The sequence below is a fragment of the Arthrobacter sp. SLBN-112 genome, from assembly GCF_030944625.1.
Classification (GTDB): Bacteria; Actinomycetota; Actinomycetes; order Actinomycetales; family Micrococcaceae; genus Arthrobacter.
Genome location: NZ_JAUSXY010000001.1, coordinates 3,074,448 through 3,097,483 on the forward strand (window position 1 = coordinate 3,074,448; position 23,036 = coordinate 3,097,483).

The window sequence follows — 23,036 nt, forward strand, 5'->3', positions numbered from 1 at the left end:
TTCGGAACGGATTCCGCCGCTGGTCAGCCCAGTATTTCGGCCAGGAACTTCCCCGTGTGGCTGGTGCTGGACTTGGCCACCTGCTCGGGCGTTCCCGCTGCGACGATCTGGCCGCCGCCCGAACCGCCGTCGGGCCCAAGGTCCACCAGCCAGTCCGCACTCTTGATGACGTCGAGGTTGTGCTCGATGGTGATCACCGTGTTGCCCTTGTCCACAAGCCCCTGGAGGACCATGAGCAGCTTGCGGATGTCCTCGAAGTGCAGCCCTGTGGTGGGCTCGTCCAGGACGTAGATGCTGCGCCCGTTGGACCGCTTCTGCAGTTCCGCCGCGAGCTTGACGCGCTGCGCTTCACCACCGGACAACGTGGTGGCCGGCTGGCCCAGCCGCACATAGCCCAGTCCGACGTCCACCAGGGTGTTCAGGTGCCGCGCGATGGGTGAGAAGGCCGCGAAGAACTCGGCCCCCTCCTCGATGGGCATGTTGAGGACGTCCGCGATGGTCTTGCCCTTGTAATGGACCTCCAGCGTTTCCCGGTTGTAGCGGGCACCGTGGCACACCTCGCAGGGGACGTACACGTCAGGCAGGAAGTTCATTTCGATCTTCAGCGTGCCGTCACCCGAGCATGCCTCGCAGCGGCCACCCTTGACGTTGAAGGAGAACCGGCCGGGAAGGTAGCCACGCACCTTGGCCTCGGTGGTCTCGGCGAAGAGCTTGCGGATGTTGTCGAACACGCCCGTGTACGTCGCCGGGTTGGATCGCGGGGTGCGGCCGATAGGGCTCTGGTCCACGTGGACCACCTTGTCCAGGTGTTCGAGGCCCTGCACGGTCTTGTGCCGCCCCGCAACCTGCTTGGCGCCGTTGAGCTTGTTGGCGAGCACCTTGTAGAGGATTTCGTTGACGAGCGTGGACTTTCCTGAGCCGCTCACGCCGGTCACCGCGGTGAAGAGGCCCAGCGGGAAGGCGGCGTCAACGTTCACGAGATTGTTCTCCCGCGCGCCCACCACCTTGATTTCGCGCTTCTTGTCGTATTTGCGGCGCTTCTTGGGCACCGCAATGGCCTTCCGGCCGGACAGGTAATCACCGGTCAGCGATTCCTTGTTCTCCAGCAGCTCTTTGTACGTTCCTGAGTGGACCACCTGGCCGCCGTGTTCACCGGCGCCGGGTCCGATGTCCACGATCCAGTCAGCCACATGGATGGTGTCCTCATCATGTTCAACCACGATGAGGGTGTTTCCCATGTCGCGGAGCCGGGTGAGGGTTTCGATGAGGCGGCGGTTGTCGCGCTGGTGCAGGCCGATGGAGGGCTCATCCAGGACGTAGAGGACGCCCACCAGGCCGGAACCGATTTGGGTGGCAAGCCTGATGCGTTGCGCTTCGCCGCCGGAGAGGGTGGCGGACGGACGCTCAAGGTTGAGGTATTCCAGGCCCACGTCCAACAAGAAGGTAAGGCGCGCCTGGATCTCCTTGAGGACCTGGTGGGCGATCTGCGCTTCACGCCCGGTCAGCACCAGGTTGTTCAGGAACTCCGCACAGTCCCGCATGGGCAGGGCCGCGACTTCGGCAATGGACTTGCCATTGATGAGGACCGAGAGGGAGGCCGGATTGAGGCGGGCTCCGTTGCAGGAAGGGCACGGCACCTGCCGCATGTACTCCTCGTAACGGTCGCGGGCCCAGTCGGAATCGGTCTCCCCGTGCTTGCGGTGGACGTACTGGATGGCACCCTCAAAGCCGGTGCTGTATTTGCGTTCGCGGCCGAAGCGGTTGCGGTACTGCACCACCACTTTGTGGTCCTTGCCGTGCAGGATGGTCTGGCGGACATCCTTGCCCAGCTTCTCCCACGGCGTGGCCATGGAGAAGCCCACTTCCTTGGCGAGGCCTTCGAGCAGCCGGTTCCAGTATTCCGTGGTGGCGGTTCCCAGGGACCAAGGGGCGATGGCGCCTTCGGACAGGGAAAGCTCCGGATTGGGAACGATGAGTTCCTCGTCAACTTCCAGCCGGGTACCGATTCCGCTGCAGGCCGCGCAGGCGCCAAACGGGTTGTTGAAGGAGAACGAACGGGGTTCGATCTCGTCGATGGCCAGCGGGTGTTCGTTGGGACACGCGAGGTTTTCGGAGAAGGCGCGGATCCGTCCGGGATCGTCGGAGTCGAGGTCGACAAATTCGGCCAGGACACGGCCTTCTGCCAGTCCGAGGGCGGTCTCGATGGAGTCGGTGAGCCGCTGGCTGATGCCTTCCTTGACCACCAGGCGGTCCACCACCACCTCGATGGTGTGTTTGAACTGCTTGCCCAGCTTGGGCGGGTCGCTCAGCTGGACCAGGTTGCCGTCCACCCGTGCCCGGGAGTAGCCCTTGGCGCTGAGCTCCTTGAAGAGGTCAACGAACTCGCCCTTGCGGCCGCGCACCACCGGCGCGAGGACCTGGAAACGCGTGCCGTCCGCAAGTTCAAGGAGCTGGTCCACGATCTGCTGCGGCGTCTGCTTGGATACGGGCTCACCGCACACGGGGCAGTGCGGCCTGCCCACACGTGCCCACAACAGGCGCATGTAGTCGTAGATTTCGGTGATGGTGCCGACAGTGGATCGCGGGTTCTTGCTGGTGGACTTCTGGTCGATGGAGACCGCCGGAGACAGGCCCTCGATGAAGTCGACGTCAGGCTTGTCCACCTGTCCCAGGAACTGGCGGGCGTAGGCGGACAGCGATTCGACGTAGCGCCGCTGGCCTTCAGCGAAGATGGTGTCGAATGCGAGGGACGATTTTCCGGATCCGGAGAGGCCGGTGAAAACGATCATGGCGTCACGGGGAAGATCGAGATCCACGTTGCGCAGGTTGTGCTCCCGCGCGCCCTTCACGACGAGCCTGGAGAGGTCCGGCCGTTGCGGGACGGCAGCAGGGGCGGCGGTGAAGGAGGTGACGGGGGCAGTGGTTTCTTCAGCTACGGCTTTAGGCACCCCATAATGCTAATCGAAAACTTCTTCGAACATGTGCGGTTCCGCCCTCAGGGAACATCGTAGGCGGCCGCGAGCAGCTTGACTGCTTCCGCGAAGCTGGCCCCCTGTGCTTTGGCCACGTCCGCGTACGCTGCGGCGGCGGCGGCCAGCCCGCCCAGCCTTTCATCCCGCGCCGAAACCACCGTACCGTTCCGCCCCCGGGTGGCCACGATCCCGGCCGCCTCAAGCTCCTTATACGCCCTGGCCACGGTGTGCGGGGCGACATCGAGCTTTTCCGCCAAGGCCCGCACGGCCGGAAGCCTGGCGCCGGGAGCCAGGGCGCCGTTGTCCGCCAGGTGGATGACCTGCAGCCGCAGTTGCTCGAACAGGGCCACAGTGCTTGCGGGGTTCGGCCGCCAGGCACCGGGGAAATCTGCCGGGGCGCTCACAGGCCCCCCTCCAGGACACCGGCGCGGCCGTCGCGGGCAGCGAACTGTGCGTTGTAGAGCGTGGCGTAATAGCTGTTGGCGGCCAGGAGGCTGGGGTGCGTTCCCTGTTCAACGATGCGTCCGTGGTCCATGACCAGAATTAGATCAGCGTTCCGGACCGTGGACAAACGGTGCGCGATGATGAAACTGGTCCGGCCATTCCGGAGCCGCTGCATCGCCTGGCGGATCAGGAGCTCGGTCCTGGAATCCACTGAGCTGGTTGCTTCGTCCAGGACCAGTACCAGGCGACCGGCCAACTGCGCCCTGGCAATGACGATGAGTTGCCGCTGCCCTTTGCTGAGGGGCTCGCCGCCGTTTTCGAGCACGGTGCCGTAGCCGTGGGGCAGGGACCTGATAAAACGGTCGGCGTGGGTGGCCTCGGCTGCGGCGACAATGGCGGCATCCGTTGCCTCCGGAAGCCCGTACGCGATATTTTCCCGGATGGTCCCGGTAAACAGCCACGCATCCTGCGGCACCACGCCAAACTGGGAGCGCAACAGGTCGCGCGGAACCGAGGCGATGTCCTCCCCACCAATGGAGATCCGGCCGGAGGAGGGCTCCAGGAACCGCATCAGCAGGTTCACCACCGTACTCTTGCCGGCACCTGTGTGTCCCACGATGGCCACCGCCTGTCCGGGTTCAACCGAGAAGGTGAGATCGCGGACCGCGGGGACGGACCCCGGGTAGCTGTAGGTGACGTGGTCGAAGACGATGCGGCCCGCAACCGGGGCAGCGTGCGCCGGTCGGTCCGGCTCCGGGAGGACCTCGCCGGCATCCAGGAGTGCGAAGACCCTGGCCGCGGACGCCGCGCAGGACTGGATGACGCTGAGCAGGCCGCCAATCTGCCCCACAGGCTGGGTGAACAGTCGGCTGAACTGGATGAAGGCCTGGACGCCGCCAATGGTCATTGACCCGGCAACGATCTGGAGGGCTCCCACGACTGCCACCGCAATGTAGTTGAGATTGGACATCAGGACCATCAGCGGCTGGACCACCCCGGCGGAAAACTGGGCTTTGAGGGCAGCACGGGCCAGGCGCAGGTTGCTCTGGCCGAAAACTTCCGCTGCCTGTTCCTGCCAACTGAATGCTTTGACTACCTCATGGCCGCTGATGAATTCCTCCACGTGGGCGTTGAGCTCGCCTGTCTCCTTCCACTGGCCGGCGAAATGCTCCTGGGAGCGGCGGGCCACCAGCACGGTGATCCACGTTGAGACGGGCACGGAGGCAACGGCGATGGCTGCAAGCAACGGCGAGATCCACAGCATCATGGCCAGGGAACCGCACAGCATCAGGACCGAGACGATCAGCTGCGTCAGGACCTGGTTCATCGACTGGGCAATGTTGTCGATGTCGTTGGTGGCACGGCTCAGGACCTCACCCCTGGACCGTTCCCGGAAGTAGGCCGCCGGCAGCCGGTGCAGCTTGTCCTCCACCGAGGCGCGCAGCCCGAACATAAGCCCCTGGACGGCGCGGGCAGTCAACGTCCCCTGGATCCAATTGAAAAGCGACGCCAGGAAGTACATCCCGGCCACGACTGCCAGCAGCGTTCCGAGGCGTTGGTCCAGGCTGCCTTGGGCGACGCCGTCCACCACCAGGTCAGTGGCGTCACCAAGGTACTTCGGAGCTGCGACATTAAGGCCGGCGAAGGCGCACGTGGCTCCAACGGCGCCCAGGACATGCGGCCGGAACGGGCGCAGCAGGCCAAGGAGCCTGGCAGCGGCGGGCCGGAATTTGGGGGCAGCCGCCCCGGGTTCTCCTGCAGCCGTCACAGGGGACCGTCCAGCGCGAGCTGGGACTCGGCAATTTCCCGATAGGTCGCGGATGCCAGCAGCAGCTCCGGATGCGTTCCCTGCGCAACGATCCGGCCGTCGTCGAGCACCAAAATGAGGTCCGCATCCTCCACGGCGGAAAGCCGTTCGGCAACGACGATTGTTGTGGCGGCGGCCAGTTGCTGGTCCAGGGCCTGGCGCAGCCTGGTGTCCGTGTCGTAGTCCAGGGCCGAAAAACTGTCATCCAAGAGGTAGAGGGGCGCTTTGCGCAGCAGGGCGCGGGCAATGCACAGCCTCTGGCGCTGCCCCCCTGACAGGCTTGCGCCTCCCTGCCCCACGGGGGTGGCAAGACCAAGAGGGAGGTCGCGCATGAACCGCATGGTCTGCGCCGTCTCCAGGGCGGCCCACAGTTCCTCATCGGTGGCGCCCGGTGCACCCATCCGTAGATTCGCTGCAATGGTTCCGGTAAAGAGATGCGAGTGCTGCGGCACGATGCCCATGCTTCCGCGCAACTGGGCCAGGGGGACGTCGCGGACGTCACGGCCACCCACGGTGATGCGGCCTTCCGTAGGGTCGAGGAAGCGCGGAATCAGATTCAACAGCGTCGACTTTCCGCTTCCCGTGGAGCCAACGATCGCAAGGCTGGTACCTGGCGAGGCGGTGAAGCTGATGTCCGCAAGCACCGGCGCTTCAGCTCCCGGGTAGCAGAAGCCAACCCCGTGGAATTGCAGAAGGCCGGGGTTGGCTGCCGGTTTGCCCGCGTCAGGTCCCGGCACCGCGGGCCGGGCACCCCTACTGCCGGTGCCTGCCACGCGGGAGGAAGTGTCGCGTACCGACGGTTCCGTGTCCAGGACAGCCTGGATGCGTTCGGCGCAGGCGGCGGCACGCGGCGCCGTCATCAGGACATACATGGCCATCATAATCGCCAGCAGGATCTGCATGATGTAGGCGATGAAGGCGGTAAGGGCCCCGAGGTTCATCAAGCCGGCCTGGATGCGGTGCCCGCCAAACCAGACAACAGCTACCGAACTCAGGTTGACCACCAGCATGATCATGGGCAGCATCCCGGCTACCAGCAGCGCCGATTGCAGATTGTTCGCGGTCAGGGCGGCGTTCGCCCGGGCAAACCGCCGCGCTTCGTGGTCCTGGCGGACGAAAGCACGGATGACATCAACACCGATGATTTGTTCGCGCAGGATTCCGCCGGAACGGTCAAGCAGGTCCTGGCCCTCCCGGTAGAGCGGAATCAAACGGCGCACGATCAGGTACATGATCAGCAGGAGCAGGGGGACGATAACGATGACCACCACGGACAGCGCTACGTCCTGCTGCACGGCCAGGACGATACCCCCGATGCCCATGGCCGGCCCGGCAAAGAGCATCGTGAAGACGAGGACGGTGAAAGCCTGGATTTGCTGGGCATCGTTGGTGGCGCGCGTAGTCAGGCTTTGGGTTCCGAAAAGTGCCACATCCTGTGAGGACAGCGACTGGATGCGGGCAAAGACCTCCGCCCGCAATCGGCGCCCGATCCGCATGGCCACTACGGCCCCCAGATAACCTGCCCCGATTGCGGAAGAGGCCTGCACGACGGCAATGACGGCCATCACGGTGCCCAGCCTGGAAATCGCGGCGGTATCACCGGCAACAATGCCGTCGTCGATGATCGCCGCGTTGACTGTGGGCAGGAGCAGGTTTGCAGCCGCCTGGACCAACTGGAGCAGCACGATGGCCCACACGTGGGCGCGCTGACCCCTGAGTTGTCGCCTGATGAGACCGACCAGCAAAATACCCCCCGTAAATGCACACGGTCGAAAAAGCGGGCCGGCGACTTGACCCCTAAACCACAGACCACATTGTAAGCCAGATCACTTTCCACCGCTGTCACGCCGTGTGACTAAGTGGAACAACAAGAGCCGGTGCCTGATTCAGCCGTTCTTGCGCCCTACGGCGAAGATCCGGCGGAACGGAAAAACGGTGCCGTGCGGGCCCCGCGGATAGGCTTCCCGCAGCGCTGCGGCGTACTCGGTTTCGAACCGTTTGGCGTCATCCGGCGCCAAGGCGGCCATGACAGGACGCAACCCCGTGCCCCGGACCCACTCCAGGACCGGGTCCAGTCCCGGCAGGACCTGCTGGTAGCTGGTTTCCCACGCGTCCGCGAGGTATCCGGCGTCGAGCATGATACCGAGGTAGTCCCCCGGTTCCCCCACGGACTCCGCGCCCCTCAGTACCCCGTCAAGCTTGGCAGCCCACGGGTCCGACGACGCCAGTTCCCGCATCAGCGCATGCGAGGGAGCGTCGAAGTTGCCCGGAACCTGCAGGGCGAACCAGGCCCCCGGACGGAGTGCCGCAAGCCATCCCCGCATCAGGTCCTGATGGCCGGGGACCCATTGCAGCGCCGCATTGCTGACCACGACGTCCGTGTCCCGCGATGGCGCCCAGTCAGCGATGTCGGCCAGCTCGAACCGCAACGACGGGCGCTCCTGCTCCAGGTGCGCGGCCTTGGCCAGCATCTCCGCCGAGGAGTCCACCCCCACCACCTCGGCGCCCGGCCAGCGGTCGCTGAGCGTCGCCGTCAGGTTCCCCGGCCCGCACCCCAGGTCAACCACCTTGGCGGGGTGTCCGGCCAGGACCCGGGCGGTGAGGTCGAAGAATGGCCGGTTCCGGTAATCGCCAAATTGGACGTACTTATCGGGGTTCCATTTCATGAGGTTCTCCAGGTTCTGCTGCGCATACGGCCAGGGCGAGCCTAACCCGGCCGCGGGAGGGAGCACGCCCGCAACGTGGCACTAAGGTGGAAGTCAATGAAACTCGTTGACCAGCTGTCCGATCTGTCCGCCCGCAACCCGGCCTCCGCCGTCGACCCCGACGCCCTGTACACGCGGTTCGTGGAGTGGACGGAAACCCGGGGGCTCTCGCTCTACCCGGCACAGGACGAGGCAATCATGGAGCTGGCCACCGGGGCGAACGTCATCCTGGCCACGCCCACCGGCTCGGGAAAATCACTGGTGGCCATCGCGGCGCACTTCCAGGCCATGGCCCAATTCCGACGCAGTTATTACACGGCGCCCATCAAGGCGCTTGTGTCAGAGAAATTCTTTGCGCTCTGCGACATCTTCGGGGCGGAGAACGTGGGCATGATCACCGGCGACTCGGGGGTCAACCAGGACGCGCCCATCATTTGCTGCACGGCCGAGATCCTCGCCAACATCGCCCTGCGTGAAGGCTCCGCGGCCGAACTGGGCGCGGTCATCATGGACGAGTTCCACTTCTATTCGGACCCGCAGCGCGGCTGGGCCTGGCAGGTGCCGCTACTGGAGCTTCCGCAGGCACAGTTCCTGCTCATGTCCGCCACGCTGGGGGACGTGACCCGCTTCGAAGAGGGCCTGACGGAGTTGACGGGCCGGCCCACCACCACTGTGAGTTCGGCGGAGCGGCCCATCCCGCTGCACTACTACTACCACCAGACTCCGGTGCACGAGACGCTGGAAGAGTTGCTGAACACCAGGCAGGTGCCCGTCTATGTGGTGCACTTCAGCCAGCTCGAAGCGATCGACCGCGCCCAGAACCTGATGAGCATCAACGTGTGCACCCGGGAGGAAAAAGACAAGATTGCCGAGCTGATTGCCAACTTCCGGTTCGCCGCCGGATTCGGGAAGACGCTGAACAGGCTGGTGCGCCACGGGATCGGCGTGCACCATGCCGGCATGCTGCCCAAGTACCGCCGGCTGGTGGAGCAATTGGCGCAGGCGGGGCTGCTGAAGGTCATCTGCGGCACGGACACGCTGGGCGTAGGCATCAACGTCCCGATCCGGACGGTGCTTCTCACCGCCTTGAGCAAGTACGACGGCGTCCGCACCCGGCTGCTCAACTCACGTGAGTTCCACCAGATTGCCGGCCGAGCCGGACGGGCGGGGTACGACACCGCCGGGACGGTGGTGGTGCAGGCACCCGAGCACGTCATCGAGAACGTCAAGGCGATGGCCAAGGCCACGGCCAAGTTCGGCGATGACCAGAAGAAACTGCGCCAGGTGGTGAAGAAGAAGCCGCCCGAAGGCTTCGTGTCGTGGGGCGAGCCGACCTTCAAGCGGCTGGTGGAATCGGTGCCGGACCCGCTGACGTCCAGTTTCACGGTCACGCACGCCATGCTGATGAACCTGATGGAGCGGCCCGGGGACCCGTTCGGCGCGGCCAGGCGGCTGCTGACCGAAAACCACGAGCCACGGTCTTCCCAGTTGCGGCTGATGAAGAAGGCGCTGGGCATCTACCGGGAGCTCCTGGCCGCCGAGGTCGTGGAACGTATTCCGCCGGAAGAGCAGGGACCGGACGGCCGCACGGTGAGGCTGACCGTTCACCTGCAGCCGAACTTCGCCCTGAACCAGCCGCTCTCCCCCTTCGCACTTGCCGCGCTGGACCTCCTCGACCCGGAGTCGCCGTCGTACGCCCTGGACGCGGTGTCCGTGATCGAGGCGACCCTGGAAAAACCCCGGCAGATCCTCTCCGCGCAGCAGAAGAAGGCACGCGGCGAGGCGGTGGCCGCCATGAAGGCGGACGGCATCGACTACGACCAGCGGATGGCCATGCTGGAGGAGGTCACGTACCCGCAACCGCTTGCGGAGATCCTGGGCGAGGCCTTCGAGGTGTACCGGAAGGCCGCACCGTGGGTGGGCGACTTCGAGCTCGCGCCGAAGTCGGTGGTTCGCGACATGTATGAGCGCGCCATGAACTTCGGCGAATTCGTCCAGTTCTACGGGCTGGCCCGTTCCGAGGGGATCGTGCTGCGCTACCTGGCCGACGCCTTCAAGGCCCTGCGCCAGACCGTGCCGCAGGACATGCTGCGGGAAGACCTTGAGGACTTGACCGCCTGGCTCGGGGAGCTGGTGCGGCAAGTGGACTCCAGCCTCCTGGACGAGTGGGAGGAACTGGCCTCCGGTGCGGCACCCACGCCGCACGATGCGCCACCGCCTCCCCCGCCGTCGTTGACCTCGAACATCCGTGCCTTCCGGGTGATGGTGCGCAACGAGATGTTCCGCCGCGTGGAGCTGTTCGCCGACGAGGACGCCGCCGCGCTGGGCGAGCTCGACGCCGGATCCGGATGGGGTGCCGAACGCTGGGAAGACGCGCTGGACGACTACTTCGACGAACACGATGACATCGGGACGGGCCCGGATGCGCGCGGGCCGGGCCTGCTCATCATCACCGAGGACCGCGGCACGTGGAAGGTCCGCCAGATCTTCGACGACCCGGCAGGCAACCACGACTGGGGGATCTCGGCGGAGGTGGACCTGGCTGACTCGGACGACACCGGGACCGCCGTGGTCAGGGTGACGGACGTGAACCGGCTCTGACGCGAGACCGGCGGTAAGCTCGAACAATGAGTGTTATCCGCCCCGCCACACCGCACGATGTTCCCGCCATTCTCCGGATGATCCACGAATTGGCCGATTACGAGAAGGAACCCGACGCCGTCCGGAACACTCCCGAACTGCTGGAGCGGGCCTTGTTCGGCGGCAACCCCAGCGTGTTCGCGGCCATGGCTGAGAACGCCGCCGGCGAAGTGCAGGGCTTCGCGTTATGGTTCCTGAACTACTCCACCTGGGAGGGCGTGCACGGGATCTACCTGGAGGACCTCTACGTCAGTCCCGGGGCACGGGGCGAAGGACACGGCAAGGCCCTGCTGCAGCATCTCGCCGGGATCGCCGTGGAGAACGGCTACGCGCGCGTGGAATGGAGCGTGCTGGACTGGAACGAGCCGTCCATCAACTTCTACCGCCGCGTCGGCGCCGTCCCCATGGACGAATGGTCAACCTTCCGGCTCACCGGCCAGGCATTGGACCGGTTCGCCCGGGTACAGGCCACCACCTCCGTCCCCGCAGCCGCCCGTGTCTGACCGGCACAGCGGAGCGGCACTGGCCGCCAGGCATCACATTGGTGCCAGGCACGCCTTCCGGGGCATGCGGACGGTGGAACACTGGTTCACCGTCCCCCTGGACCATTTCTCCCCAGTTGACCCTTCAGCCCCGGCGGCTGAGACCATCACCGTTTTCGCGCGTGAGTACGTGTCCGCCGCGCACAGCGAGGCGGCAGCGGCCGCACTGCCCTGGCTCCTCTTCCTCCAGGGCGGCCCCGGCGGCCGCGGCAACAGGTGGGCTTCTTTGGGCGGCTGGGGGAAGGCCGCGGCGGCGGACTTCCGCATCCTGATGCTGGACCAACGGGGCACGGGGCTGTCCACCCCCGTCGACCGGCGTACATTGCCGGCACGTGGGGACGCGGCGGAACAGGCTGCTTACCTGGAGCACTTCCGGGCCGATTCGATCGTGGCGGACGCGGAACTGATCCGGGCCGCCCTCGAATCACCGCCCTGGACCATCTACGGCCAAAGCTACGGCGGCTTTTGCGCCCTGACCTACCTTTCCTTCGCTCCGGAAGGACTCCGCGAAGCACTCATCACGGGGGGCCTGGCACCGCTCACCGGCAGCGCCGACGACGTATACCGGGCCACGTTCCAGCGCGTCGCTGCCCGGAACGAGGAATACTTCGGCTGGTACCCAGAGGACCGGGAGACGGTGGAGCGGATTGCCCGGCACCTGCGGTCCATGACCGAGATCATGCCCGACGGCGCGCCCCTCACCGTGGAGCGGTTCCAGATGGCAGGGGCATTCCTGGGCGGCAACACGCGCGTGGACAGCCTCCACTACCTGCTGGAAGACGCCTTCGTAGACACGCCGGGTGGACCCCGCCTGTCCGATACCTTCCTGGAACAGCTCCAGGGCGTCGTCTCCCGCCGTTCGAACCCGCTGTATGCGCTGATGCACGAATCCATCTACGGCCAGGGGCAGGCCACCAACTGGTCCGCGTGGCGGATGCTCGGCGAAAACCCCTGGTTCAGGCCCGACGCCGAGCCCCTGCTCCTGACCGGCGAGATGGTCTATCCGTGGTACTTCGAGCAGGACCCCGCCCTCGGGCCGCTGCGGGACGTGGCCGAACTGCTGGCCGCCAAGCAGGACTGGAAGCCGTTGTACGACCCCCGGGTGCTGGCGGCCAATACCGTTCCCGTGGCAGCGGCCGTGTACACCGACGACATCTATGTTGACCGGGACCTCTCCCTCCGGACGGCGGCAGCGGTCCGCGGGTTGCAGGCGTGGGAAACCGCCGACTTCCATCACGACGGTATCGCCGACGACGGTGAGCGGATTTTTGCCCGCCTGCTGGGGATGGCGCGTTCAGGCGGCCGCTGACTGCCGGCGTGAGGTGCGGGTAAGGATAGCTGCCGCCAGCACGGCCGTTCCGATGGCAGCTCCGATCAGGTTCAGGCCGAGGTAGCCGGCGACGCCCAGGACCAGCCCCGACACCGCACCTCCAGCCGCTCCGGCAGCACCCATCAGCATGTCAGAGACACCCTGCACTGCCACCCGGGCATCCCGCCCCACGCTTTCAGCCAGCAAGGTGGACCCGGAGATCGTGGCCGCCGACCAGCCAACGCCCAACAGGACAAGGCCTGCCGCCACAGCCGGAGTCGAAGACTGTCCAAACCCGGCAACCACCACCGCTGCGATCAACACCGCGAAGCCAATCATGATGGTCTCGATCCGGCCTGCCTTGTCCGTCAACCAGCCCATGACCGGCGAGAGCGCAAACATCCCGGCGATATGCAGCGAGATGGTGAAGCCGATAATCACCAGCACGTCCCCCTCCGCCACGTGCCCGGGGTGGAACGCCGGGCCTTCCACCAGGTGCTGCAGGTGCAGCGGCGTCATGGACATCACGCCCACCATCACCGCGTGGGCGGCGACGACGGCGGTCACCGCCAGGACCGCTGTCCGGGAGTCCCTGATGGCATGGAGCCCGCGGATCAGTGAGCCGCCGGCGTGAGGTGCTGCTGCGCCCGCGGGGGCTGCCTGGGCAAGGTCTTGGGCAGTGCTGCTCCCGGCGGCCGCGAGCTGGCGCGCCAGCAGCAGCGGGTCGGGGCGAAGCCCGGCGAACAGGAGCACGGTGGCAATGAACAGCCCGGCCGCGGCAATGACGAACGGGCCTGCCACGGGCGGCAGGCCCAGCGCCGCCCCCACCACCGTACCGGGCTGGATGAGGTTGGGCCCGGCCACGGCGCCAACGGTGACCGCCCAGACTACCGCCGAGAGTGCCCTCCCGCGGTGTTCGGAGGCCGCAAGGTCCACGGCAGCAAACCGCGCCTGCAGGGTGGCCGCGGTGCCGACGCCGATGCCTGCGGCGCCGAGGACGAGCAGGATAAAGAGCCCGGACACGACGGCCAGCACCATGAGCAGGGCACCTGCCAAGGCTGCCGAGAGACCAGCCACCTGGCCGGCCCGGCGACCACGGTGGTCGGCCAACGATGCCAGCGGAAGTGCGGCGGCTGCGGCCCCCAGTGTCATGACCGTTGCCACGGCGCCCGCCCAGGCGCTGGAGCCGGACAGTTCCACGGCCAGGATGGAGCCGATCGACACGGTGGCACCCGTGCCGATGCCACCGAAGACCTGGGCTGTGCCAAGGAGCACAACGGTGCGCCGCTGCACCTGGCGCACGCGCTGTTCCGCTGCTGTGCGGGCCATGATCCGAGCATAGTCCTGCGCCGGTGCCTGCTGCAGGGGGTTAAACGGGTAATCCCGGCCAGGCCGGGATTACCAGTTGCACAGAAGCGGATGGGTGCCTAGTCGATGTCGCTGTGGCTCTTCCGGGCGTCTTCCTCAAGCCGGGGATCGATCGCGGCGGCCTTGGCCTTGGAGCTGAGCAGGCTGGCCACCACGGCAACGATGATGGTTCCCACGATGACGGCAAGGGACACGAACGTGGGAATTTCAGGCGCCCATTCGATGTGGCGTCCGCCGTTGATGAAGGGGAGTTCGTTGACATGCATGGCGTGCAGGACGAGCTTGACGCCGATGAACGCCAGGATGAAGGACAGGGCGTGCTTGAGGTAGATCAGGCGGTTCATCAGCCCGCCCAGCAGGAAGTACAGCTGCCGCAGCCCCATCAGGGCGAACAGGTTGGCGGTGAAGACGATGAAGGGGCTCTGGGTGAGGCCGAAGATTGCCGGGATGGAGTCCACGGCGAACAGGAGGTCCGTGAGGCCGATAGTGATGAAGACGATCACCATGGGGGTGAAGACCTTCTTGCCGTTCACCGTGGTCCGCAGCTTGCCGCCGTCGAATTTCTCCGACATGGGGATGACTTTGCGGATCCTGGCAATCAGGGGGTTCTCGCGGTCCTCTTCCTCTTCGCCCTCGTCCTGCGCCTGCTTCCAGGCCGTCCACAGCAGGAACGCGCCGAAGACGTAGAACACCCAGCTGAACTGTTCAATGACAATGGCACCGAGCAGGATGAAGATGCCACGCAGGATGAGCGCAATGATGATGCCCACCATCAATACTTCCTGCTGGTATTTCCGCGGGACAGAGAACCTGGCCATGATGATGATGAAGACGAACAGGTTGTCGATGCTGAGGCTGTATTCCGTGACCCAGCCGGCGACGAACTGGCTGCCGAATTCGGGGCCGGTAAAGGCGAACATGGCGCCCGCGAAGGCCATGGCCAGGGCGACATAGAAGGCGACCCAGAGGCCGGCTTCCTTCATGGAGGGTTCATGCGGCCGGCGGACCACTAAGAGAAGGTCAGTCAGGAGGATCAGGCCGAGGATGACAAATGAGCCAAGCTCAAACCATACGGGCAAGTCGGGCACAGGGGCAGCCTTTCGCGGGGTACACAAAATGGTGTAAGTCTCTCCGGCCTGCCAGTGCACTTGGTGCGGATGCGGCGGCCCGCTACGCCCGGCGGGGCAACCATGCCCTGCGTGTTGACGATCGTAGCGCTTGGGATACTCCCCTACGTGCCTATAACTCTACCCCACGGCTGTCATTGGATAACGGTTTCCCGGAACCATTGACCGCCGTTGAGCGCTGCTGTCATAATCAAATTCAGTGAGAAAGCGGTTTCTCGCCCCATCTGTCAGACCTTCCAGAAAGTCACGGTCAATGAAGACTTCGCTTCGCACCAGCACGGTGGTCAAGTCGCTCGCCGCTGCGGCCACCCTCGCCATGCTTGCAACCGGCTGCTCTCCCTCCTCATCCGGCGACAGCGGCGGGAACGTCACCGTCCGCTTCACGTGGTGGGGCAACGACCTTCGCAACAAAGAAACCCAACAGGTCATAGACGCGTTCCAGGCCTCCCATCCCAACATCAAGATCCAGGCCGAGCCTGGAGTCTGGAGCAGCTACTGGGACAAACTGGCCACAACCACCGCGGCGAACGATTCTCCTGACGTGATCCAGATGGACCAGGCATATATCGCCGAGTACGGCGGCCGGGGTGCCCTCCTTGACCTGTCGAAGCAAAGCAATATCGACACCTCCAAGATCGACCAGGACGCCCTCAACTCCGGCCGGGTCAGCGGCAAGCAGTTTGGCCTGAGCACCGGGCAGAACGCCAAGGCCGTGATGATCAACACCAAGATGTTCCAGGACTTTGGTGTTCCCATCCCGGACGACAAGACCTGGACCTGGGATGACTACACCAAGACCGCCGCCCAGATCGCGAAAGCGGCGGCCAAAGCCGGGCAGACCAATTACGGCAGTTCGTACTCGCTGACGGACTCCGACCTGAACACGTGGGCGATGCAGCACGGCGAATCGCTCTACTCGGCGGACGGCGGACTCGGCTTCAAGGAAGGTACCGCCACGTCCTTCTTCCAGAACCTGCTGAACCTGCGCAACGCCGGAGCCGCCCCGCCGGCCAACATTGCCACCGAGGACATCAGCGCCCCGGTGGAACAGACGTTGTTCGCCACCGGCAAGACCGCGATGTCGTGGTGGTGGACCAACCAGGTCAACGCGCTCCAGTCCGCGCTGAAGACCGACGTCAAGATCCTGCGTGCCCCAAGTTCCACAGGCAGTGCGAAGGACAACGGTATGTCGTACAAGCCGTCCATGTTCTGGTCGGTGTCTTCGCGCAGCAAGCATCCCAAGGAAGCTGCCGAGGTTGTCAATTACATGCTCAACAACCTGGACTCGGCCAAGACCATCCTGACCGAGCGTGGCTTCCCCACGAATTCAGAGGTCCAGACGGCAATCGACCCGCTGCTGACCCCCGCGGACAAGTCCGCGGCGGCGTTCCTGAAGGACATCAAGCCGGATCTGAAGAGCGGCCCGCCGGTGCCGCCGACCGGTTCATCCGGGGTGCAGGCTTTGATCCAGCGGTACTGCACGGACGTCCTCTTCGACCGCCAGTCACCCTCCGACGCAGCCAAGGGCCTGATGCAGGAGGCGCAGTCCATGATCGACTCCGCCAGGAAGTAGCGCGACACTACCTCATGGCATGAAGGAACGGCGGGCACCTCCCAAGGGAGATGCCCGCCGTCTTATGTGTCACCCAAACCGATCTCCGGGCAGCCCTGCAGGGTGTACGCCCCTACGCGTGGCCCGCGGCCTGCATCTGGCGGAGCTCCTTCTTCAGTTCGCTGACCTCGTCACGGATCCGCGCTGCCACTTCGAACTGCAGTTCGGCGGCGGCCCCGTGCATTTGTTCGGTGAGCTGCTCGATCAGGCCCACCAGGTCCTCTGCCGGCGCTGCGGCCAAACCATCCGCACGGACCTGCGCCGCGCCCTTCGCGCCGGACTTCGTGCGCTTGGCGCCCTTGGCCAGGCGGTTGTTCTTCAGCAGTTCCTGGGTGTCGGCGTCTTCCTTGGCCAGCTGGTCGGTGATGTCGGCGATCTTCTTCCGCAGCGGCTGGGGATCGACGCCATGATCGGTGTTGTAGGCCACCTGGATGGCGCGGCGGCGGTTGGTTTCGTCGATGGCGAGGGCCATGGAATCGGTGATCCGGTCCGCATACATGTGCACCTGGCCTGAGACGTTACGGGCTGCACGTCCGATCGTCTGGATCAGCGACGTGGACGAGCGCAGGAAGCCTTCCTTATCCGCATCCAGGATGCTGACCAAGGACACCTCGGGAAGGTCGAGGCCCTCACGGAGGAGGTTGATGCCCACCAGGACGTCGAAGGATCCCATCCGCAGCTCGCGCAGGAGTTCCACGCGGCGCAGGGTATCGACGTCAGAGTGCAGGTACTCCACCTTCACGCCGTGGCCCAGCAAGTAATCCGTGAGGTCCTCTGCCATGCGTTTGGTCAGGGTGGTCACCAGGACGCGTTCGTCCTTCTCCACCCGGGTCTTGATCTCGCCGAGGAGGTCATCGATCTGGCCCTTGGTGGGTTTGACCACCACCTCCGGATCCACCAGGCCGGTGGGACGGATGATCTGCTGTACGAATCCGTCCGCCTTGCCGAGCTCGTACTTGCCGGGGGTGGCCGAAAGGTAAACGGTCTGGCCCACCCGTTGGAGGAACTCGTCCCATTTCAGCGGCCGGTTGTCCATGGCGGACGGCAGGCGGAAACCAAAGTCCACCAGGTTCCGTTTGCGGGACATGTCGCCCTCATACATGGCGCCGATCTGCGGAATGGTCACGTGGGACTCATCCACCACCAGCAGGAAGTCGTCCGGGAAGTAGTCCAGGAGGCAGTGCGGCGCGGTGCCGGGTCCGCGCCCGTCAATGTGCGCGGAATAGTTCTCGATGCCGTTGCAGAAACCCATCTGCTGCATCATTTCGAGGTCGTACGTGGTGCGCATCCGCAGCCGCTGGGCTTCGACGAGCTTGTTTTGGCTTTCCAGTACCTTCAGCCGGTCCGCCAGTTCATCCTCGATCCGCTTGATGGCCCGCGCCATCCGCTCAGGCCCGGCCACGTAGTGGGAGGCCGGGAAGACGTACATCTCTTCCTCGTCGCGGAGGACTTCACCGGTGAGCGGATGCAGGGTGTGGATGTTCTCGATTTCGTCGCCGAAGAACTCGATCCGGATGGCCAGTTCCTCGTACATCGGAATGATTTCCACGGTGTCGCCGCGCACACGGAACGTGCCACGGTGGAAGTCGACGTCGTTGCGGGCGTACTGCATGGAGACGAATTTGCGCAGGAGGTCGTCACGGTTCATCTCGGCGCCCTTCCGCAGGGTGACCATACCGGAGATGTATTCCTCCGGGGTTCCCAGGCCGTAGATGCACGACACGGTGGCCACGACGATCACGTCGCGGCGGGTCAGCAGCGCGTTGGTGGCGGAGTGGCGGAGCCGTTCAACTTCCTCGTTGATGGAGGAATCCTTTTCGATGAAGGTGTCCGTCTGCGCCACGTACGCTTCGGGCTGGTAGTAGTCGTAATAGGAGACGAAATATTCCACCGCGTTGTTGGGCAGCAGTTCGCGGAACTCGTTGGCGAGCTGGGCAGCAAGGGTCTTGTTCTGGACCATCACCAGGGTTGGCCGCTGTACCTGCTCGATGAGCCACGCGGTGGTGGCGCTCTTGCCGGTACCGGTGGCGCCCAGGAGCACCACGTCCTTTTCGCCGTTCCTGATGCGTTCGGTCAGCTCCGCGATGGCGGCCGGCTGGTCACCCGCGGGCTTGAATTCGCTGATGACTTCGAAGGGCGCTACAACACGGTTGATCTCCTGCGCAAGGCTCATGGATCTAATTTACAGCCGGGCACCGACAGCGAAGGGTCCAATCCGTTACGGGCGAACAACCACCGGGGTGCGCGGGCAATTTCAGGAAGCGTACGACGGCGGCTGCCACCCTGTTGCCTCGGCCCAGGCGGACATCAGCGGCCAGGCGACGTCCGTGAACCACGGTTCCTTCGCCGCCGCGTAGGCGCCGGTTCCGGTGGAGCCGGCGAAACGCCGGGCGAGGTCCGCCTTGTGCTCCTCGTAAAGCTTGAGCGCGGAGGGATCGTCCCGCAGCCAATCCCGGAACATCAGCGCATAACGCCATCCGGCCGAGCCGGCCGGCCGGACATGCACATTCACGGCCCGGCACGGGTCTGCGTTGGCATGGAAACGCTTGAGCCATGCCGAGGGATCGGGCGCATCGGGCTTCGGCGTATCGGATTCAATCCCCCGGACCGCCGGGAAGCCGGCAGCAGCCAGGAGCGGTGCGATCGTGGCCGCCGCTTCCAGGTCAGGCACTGCCACCTGCAGGTCGATGACGTCCTTGGCAGCGAGACCAGGGACGGATGTGGAACCGACGTGGTCCACCGCCAGGATGGCATCAGGCGCAGCCGCCGCCAGCCGGGCCGCGATCATGGCCGCCTGCCGTGCCCAGTCCTCGCGATGCGGTTCCAAGACCGGCCCGCCCGTCCGCGGCGCCCGGGTTCCGGCAGCAAGGTTTCGGGCATAGGGCTGCAGCCGGTGATCCCACAGCCGGTCCACCTGGTCCAGCAGGTGCTGCATGGTGCCGGAGTTGTCCAGGACGACGTCGGCAGCGGCCAGGCGTTCCGCGCGCGCGGCCTGGGCTGCCATGCGCGAACGTGCCGCCTCGGCAGTCATCCCCCGCAGCTCCTGCATGCGCTGCAACCGGACGTCGTCGGGGGCGTCCACCACGAGCACAAGGTGGAAGCTGCTCCCCTGCCCGGTCTCGACCAACAGGGGGATGTCCTGGACTACGACGGCGTCCTCCGGGGCGGCCGCCGTGATGGCCGCCGCACGGGCCCGCACCAAGGGGTGGACGATGGAGTTCAATGCTGCAAGGCGCTCCGGATGACCGAATACCGCCTCGCCGAGGCGCGCGCGGTCAAGCCGCCCGTCGTCGTCGAGCATGTCCGCACCAAACTCCGCAGCAACGTGTGCCAGGCCTTCGGTCCCGGGCTCAACCACCTCCCTTGCCAGGGCATCCGCATCCACCAGGACGGCACCGCGCTCCTTCAGCCGCGCCGCCACCACCGATTTCCCTGAGGCGATCCCGCCCGTCAACCCGATTTTCAGCACTCTCCCACCCTACTGAACCGTGGCCGGGCAAGGCTCCCTTTGAATCACCATCGGCCGCTCCCCGCCCCCGCGGCGCAACTCCACGCCGCAGCTAGACTGGGGCGGATGCATGCGCAAGACAGCAGGACCACCACTTACACCACGTTGCAGGCCGGGCGGGACTTCCGGTACGAGCTGGAGATCAAGCGGTCCAGGTTCATCACCGTCCTCCGCAGGGCCGGCACGGAAGATGAGGCCCGGGACCTCGTCGCCGGACTCCGTCGCGAGTTCCACGACGCCCGCCATCATTGCTCCGCGTTCGTCATCGGCCCGGACCGCACCATACAGCGCTCAAGCGACGACGGCGAGCCTGCCGGCACCGCCGGGATCCCCATGCTCGAAGCCCTGCTGAAGAGGGAAACGGCGCCCGGGGCGACGGACCTGAGCGACATCAGTGCCGTCGTCGTCCGCTATTTCGGCGGTGTGCTGCTGGGCGCGGGCGGACTGGTCCGCGCCTATTCGGAATCGGTCTCCGCGTCCCTGGAGCTGGCACCCCTGATCCGCCGCAGCAGGCTGCGGATCTGTTGCACGGCGGTGCCCCACGCCGGAGCCGGACGGCTCGAGAACGACCTGCGCGCCGCCGGCCTGGTCATGGCGGAGACGACCTACCAGGACCGCCTCACAGTACTGCGCGTTGCCGTACCCGACCATCCCGAAGCCATTGCGGCCGCAACAGAACGGATCCAGCAGCTGACCTCGGGGTCCGCCGCGCTGACTCCCGAAGGAACGGAGTGGATTGATGAACGCCCCGCGTGACGTGACCATCGTGGATGTGGACGCAGCGGTCGCGGACCGGCTGCTCGGACTGGCCAAACGCGATGCCTCCCCCGATGAAGTGGCTCCCCCGCTCGGAGGCCCGGGCTGGAACCTTGAGCGCACCGCCTGGTTTTTCAGCTACCACCACGCCGCAGCCGCCGGGCTTGATGGACCCGCGGCGGAGAAGTCCTGGGCGGTGTTCAGCGGCGGTGATGTGGCAGGGTCCATCCGGCTCAAGCGGGAACCCCACCCGGATAGGCTTTCCGCCGAAACCGGCATCTGGTTGGGCCGGAGCTACCGCTCCCGCGGGATCGCCCGCGCCGCCTTCGCGCTCGTCCTCGCAGAAGCCCGCTTGGCGGGCTTGCAGCGCGTCACCGCCCGCACCCTGGCCGGGAACCTCAGCGCCCAGCGTCTCCTGGAGGAAGCAGGCGCCGTCCTGACGCCCGACGACGACGGAACGGTCCACGCCGTCGTCGACCTTTGAAGGCTGCGGCAGCGGCGTCGCCGCGGCAGCGTTATGCAGCGTTAAAGAAAACAGGCCCCCTGCCAGAGGCAGGGGGCCTGTCCGCTGTGGTGCCGGGATGAACCCGGCACCGGCGGCAATTAGTTGCCGGTCAGCTTCTCACGCAGGGCAGCAAGTGCCTCGTCCGAAGCCAGGGTGCCGGCACCGGAATCGGTGGCAGCAGGCTCGGAGGAGTAGCTGGTTGCGCCGGAATCGCTGTCACCGGACGTTGCTGCTGCAGCGTCGTCGGCAGCGTGCTGGGCAACCTGCTTCTTGTGTGCTTCCCAACGGGTCTGGGCGTCAGCGTACTGCTGCTCCCAGGCTGCGCGCTGGTTCTCGTAGCCCTCGAGCCATTCGTTGGACTCGGGGTCGAAGCCCTCGGGGTACTTGTAGTTGCCCTCTTCGTCGTACTCTGCGGCCATGCCGTACAGGGCGGGATCGAATTCGGTGCTGTCAGCGTCGACGCCCTCGTTGGCCTGCTTGAGGGACAGCGAGATGCGGCGGCGCTCGAGGTCGATGTCGATGACCTTGACGAACAGTTCGTCGCCAACGGAGACAACCTGCTCGGCCAGCTCAACGTGGCGCACGGCGAGCTCGGAGATGTGGACCAGGCCTTCGATGCCGTCTTCGACGCGAACGAACGCACCGAACGGAACCAGCTTGGTGACCTTACCCGGGACAACCTGGCCCAGGGCGTGGGTGCGGGCAAAGGTCTGCCACGGATCTTCCTGCGTAGCCTTGAGCGACAGGGAAACGCGTTCGCGGTCCAGGTCCACCTCGAGAACCTCGACGGTGACTTCCTGGCCAACCTCGACAACCTCGGAGGGGTGGTCGATGTGCTTCCAGGACAGCTCGGAAACGTGAACCAGGCCGTCTACGCCGCCCAGGTCCACGAAGGCACCGAAGTTGACGATGGAGGAAACGACGCCGGGACGGACCTGGCCCTTTTCCAGCTTGTTGAGGAAGGTGGAGCGGACCTCGGACTGGGTCTGCTCGAGCCAGGCACGGCGGGACAGCACAACGTTGTTGCGGTTCTTGTCCAGCTCGATGATCTTGGCTTCGATCTGCTGACCGATGTACGGAGCCAGGTCGCGCACGCGGCGCATCTCGACCAGGGATGCGGGCAGGAAGCCGCGCAGGCCGATGTCGAGGATAAGACCACCCTTGACAACCTCGATGACGGTACCGGTGACAACACCGTCTTCTTCCTTGACCTTCTCGATGTCGCCCCAGGCACGCTCGTACTGAGCGCGCTTCTTGGAGAGGATCAGGCGGCCTTCTTTGTCTTCCTTGGTGAGCACCAGGGCTTCGACCTGATCGCCAACGGAGACGACGTCTCCGGGATCAACGTCGTGCTTGATGGACAGCTCGCGGGAGGGGATGACACCTTCGGTCTTGTAACCGATGTCGAGCAGGACTTCATCGCGGTCGACCTTGACGACGGTACCTTCGACGAGGTCTCCGTCGTTGAAGTACTTGATGGTGGCGTCGACAGCTGCGAGGAAGTCCTCAGCGGTACCGATGTCGTTAATGGCGACTACGGGGGTACCGGGCTTCTCGGTGGAGGTGATGGTCATGTAGTAGGGGCTCCGTTGTGGATAGTTAGTCGGTCAGGCAAACCGGCGCGCCCGCGTTATGGAACGCAGGCGCGATTCACGGTGAATCCGACGGATCCTCCGGGTCATCCTGATTTTGTGGATTACTTTCAATGCAGCCTGATAAGACCGCAAGGACGTGCACGTGG

At 65.4% G+C, this 23,036-nt stretch carries 16 protein-coding genes; 6 read left to right on the forward strand and 10 right to left on the reverse strand.

Features of this window, described 5'->3' with window-relative positions:
- Positions 1-23: 23 nt before the first annotated feature.
- The 5 genes from uvrA to QF050_RS14465 form a co-directional block, all read right to left on the reverse strand.
- Positions 24-2,948: an excinuclease ABC subunit UvrA gene (gene uvrA, locus QF050_RS14445; RefSeq protein ID WP_308931030.1), complete on the reverse strand. Its 2,925-nt coding sequence runs from the start codon at positions 2,946-2,948 to the stop codon at positions 24-26.
- 47 nt (positions 2,949-2,995) lie between these two features.
- Positions 2,996-3,376, reverse strand: coding sequence for a GntR family transcriptional regulator (locus QF050_RS14450; protein WP_308931031.1), 381 nt, complete (start codon positions 3,374-3,376; stop codon positions 2,996-2,998).
- The gene (locus QF050_RS14455) at positions 3,373-5,184 is read right to left on the reverse strand and encodes an ABC transporter ATP-binding protein (protein ID WP_308931032.1); all 1,812 of its coding nucleotides are present in this window, start codon (positions 5,182-5,184) and stop codon (positions 3,373-3,375) included. The genes QF050_RS14450 and QF050_RS14455 overlap by 4 nt, the downstream gene beginning before the upstream one ends.
- The gene (locus QF050_RS14460; protein ID WP_308931033.1) at positions 5,181-6,968 is read right to left on the reverse strand and encodes an ABC transporter ATP-binding protein; all 1,788 of its coding nucleotides are present in this window, start codon (positions 6,966-6,968) and stop codon (positions 5,181-5,183) included. Before QF050_RS14460 ends, QF050_RS14455 begins: the two co-directional genes overlap by 4 nt.
- 141 nt (positions 6,969-7,109) lie before the next feature.
- Positions 7,110-7,889, reverse strand: coding sequence for a trans-aconitate 2-methyltransferase (locus QF050_RS14465; protein ID WP_308931034.1), 780 nt, complete (start codon positions 7,887-7,889; stop codon positions 7,110-7,112).
- A 96-nt stretch (positions 7,890-7,985) separates the two neighbouring features.
- Here QF050_RS14465 and QF050_RS14470 point away from each other — a divergent pair, with 96 nt between their 5' ends.
- The 3 genes from QF050_RS14470 (at position 7,986) to QF050_RS14480 (ending at position 12,419) form a co-directional block, all read left to right on the forward strand.
- The gene (locus QF050_RS14470; protein ID WP_308931035.1) at positions 7,986-10,529 is read left to right on the forward strand and encodes a DUF3516 domain-containing protein; all 2,544 of its coding nucleotides are present in this window, start codon (positions 7,986-7,988) and stop codon (positions 10,527-10,529) included.
- A 26-nt stretch (positions 10,530-10,555) separates the two neighbouring features.
- On the forward strand, positions 10,556-11,071 hold the full coding sequence (locus QF050_RS14475) for a GNAT family N-acetyltransferase (RefSeq protein WP_308931036.1): 516 nt from the start codon (positions 10,556-10,558) through the stop codon (positions 11,069-11,071).
- Between the two features lie 64 nt (positions 11,072-11,135).
- Entirely contained in the window at positions 11,136-12,419 is a 1,284-nt protein-coding gene (locus QF050_RS14480; RefSeq protein ID WP_308932180.1) for an alpha/beta fold hydrolase, read from the forward strand.
- Here QF050_RS14480 and QF050_RS14485 read toward each other — a convergent pair.
- Positions 12,405-13,748: an MFS transporter gene (locus QF050_RS14485; RefSeq protein WP_308931037.1), complete on the reverse strand. Its 1,344-nt coding sequence runs from the start codon at positions 13,746-13,748 to the stop codon at positions 12,405-12,407. The genes QF050_RS14480 and QF050_RS14485 overlap by 15 nt on opposite strands.
- Positions 13,749-13,846: 98 nt before the next feature.
- On the reverse strand, positions 13,847-14,875 hold the full coding sequence (locus QF050_RS14490) for a TerC family protein (protein ID WP_308931038.1): 1,029 nt from the start codon (positions 14,873-14,875) through the stop codon (positions 13,847-13,849).
- Positions 14,876-15,167: 292 nt separating this feature from the next.
- Here QF050_RS14490 and QF050_RS14495 point away from each other — a divergent pair, with 292 nt between their 5' ends.
- Positions 15,168-16,487 carry an extracellular solute-binding protein gene (locus QF050_RS14495; RefSeq protein WP_308931039.1) on the forward strand — a complete coding sequence of 440 codons (1,320 nt, stop codon included), beginning with the start codon at positions 15,168-15,170 and terminating at the stop codon, positions 16,485-16,487.
- A gap of 112 nt (positions 16,488-16,599) precedes the next feature.
- Here the strand turns inward: QF050_RS14495 and uvrB are convergent, their stop codons facing one another.
- Positions 16,600-18,699 carry an excinuclease ABC subunit UvrB gene (gene uvrB, locus QF050_RS14500; RefSeq protein WP_308931040.1) on the reverse strand — a complete coding sequence of 700 codons (2,100 nt, stop codon included), beginning with the start codon at positions 18,697-18,699 and terminating at the stop codon, positions 16,600-16,602.
- A gap of 81 nt (positions 18,700-18,780) precedes the next feature.
- Entirely contained in the window at positions 18,781-19,995 is a 1,215-nt protein-coding gene (gene coaE, locus QF050_RS14505; protein ID WP_308931041.1) for a dephospho-CoA kinase, read from the reverse strand.
- 105 nt (positions 19,996-20,100) lie between these two features.
- Between coaE and QF050_RS14510 the strand changes: the two genes are divergently transcribed.
- Both QF050_RS14510 and QF050_RS14515 read left to right on the forward strand, forming a co-directional pair.
- Complete coding sequence (locus QF050_RS14510; protein ID WP_308931042.1) at positions 20,101-20,790, forward strand: YigZ family protein; 690 nt, start codon at positions 20,101-20,103, stop codon at positions 20,788-20,790.
- Positions 20,774-21,274, forward strand: a complete 501-nt coding sequence (locus QF050_RS14515; protein WP_308931043.1) for a GNAT family N-acetyltransferase — start codon at positions 20,774-20,776, stop codon at positions 21,272-21,274. Before QF050_RS14510 ends, QF050_RS14515 begins: the two co-directional genes overlap by 17 nt.
- A gap of 119 nt (positions 21,275-21,393) precedes the next feature.
- Here the strand turns inward: QF050_RS14515 and rpsA are convergent, their stop codons facing one another.
- Positions 21,394-22,869: a 30S ribosomal protein S1 gene (gene rpsA, locus QF050_RS14520; RefSeq protein ID WP_255175508.1), complete on the reverse strand. Its 1,476-nt coding sequence runs from the start codon at positions 22,867-22,869 to the stop codon at positions 21,394-21,396.
- Positions 22,870-23,036 lie beyond the last annotated feature (167 nt).

Excerpts from the sequence above, each read along its gene's own strand:
- QF050_RS14465 (WP_308931034.1), bottom strand. The coding sequence starts at position 7,889 with ATGAAATGGAACCCCGATAAGTACGTCCAATTTGGCGATTACCGGAAC.
- QF050_RS14470 (WP_308931035.1), top strand. The coding sequence starts at position 7,986 with ATGAAACTCGTTGACCAGCTGTCCGATCTGTCCGCCCGCAACCCGGCC.
- QF050_RS14475 (WP_308931036.1), top strand. The coding sequence starts at position 10,556 with ATGAGTGTTATCCGCCCCGCCACACCGCACGATGTTCCCGCCATTCTC.
- QF050_RS14480 (WP_308932180.1), top strand. The coding sequence starts at position 11,136 with ATGCGGACGGTGGAACACTGGTTCACCGTCCCCCTGGACCATTTCTCC.
- QF050_RS14485 (WP_308931037.1), bottom strand. The coding sequence starts at position 13,748 with ATGGCCCGCACAGCAGCGGAACAGCGCGTGCGCCAGGTGCAGCGGCGC.
- QF050_RS14495 (WP_308931039.1), top strand. The coding sequence starts at position 15,168 with ATGAAGACTTCGCTTCGCACCAGCACGGTGGTCAAGTCGCTCGCCGCT.
- uvrB (WP_308931040.1), bottom strand. The coding sequence starts at position 18,699 with ATGAGCCTTGCGCAGGAGATCAACCGTGTTGTAGCGCCCTTCGAAGTC.
- QF050_RS14510 (WP_308931042.1), top strand. The coding sequence starts at position 20,101 with ATGCATGCGCAAGACAGCAGGACCACCACTTACACCACGTTGCAGGCC.
- QF050_RS14515 (WP_308931043.1), top strand. The coding sequence starts at position 20,774 with ATGAACGCCCCGCGTGACGTGACCATCGTGGATGTGGACGCAGCGGTC.
- rpsA (WP_255175508.1), bottom strand. The coding sequence starts at position 22,869 with ATGACCATCACCTCCACCGAGAAGCCCGGTACCCCCGTAGTCGCCATT.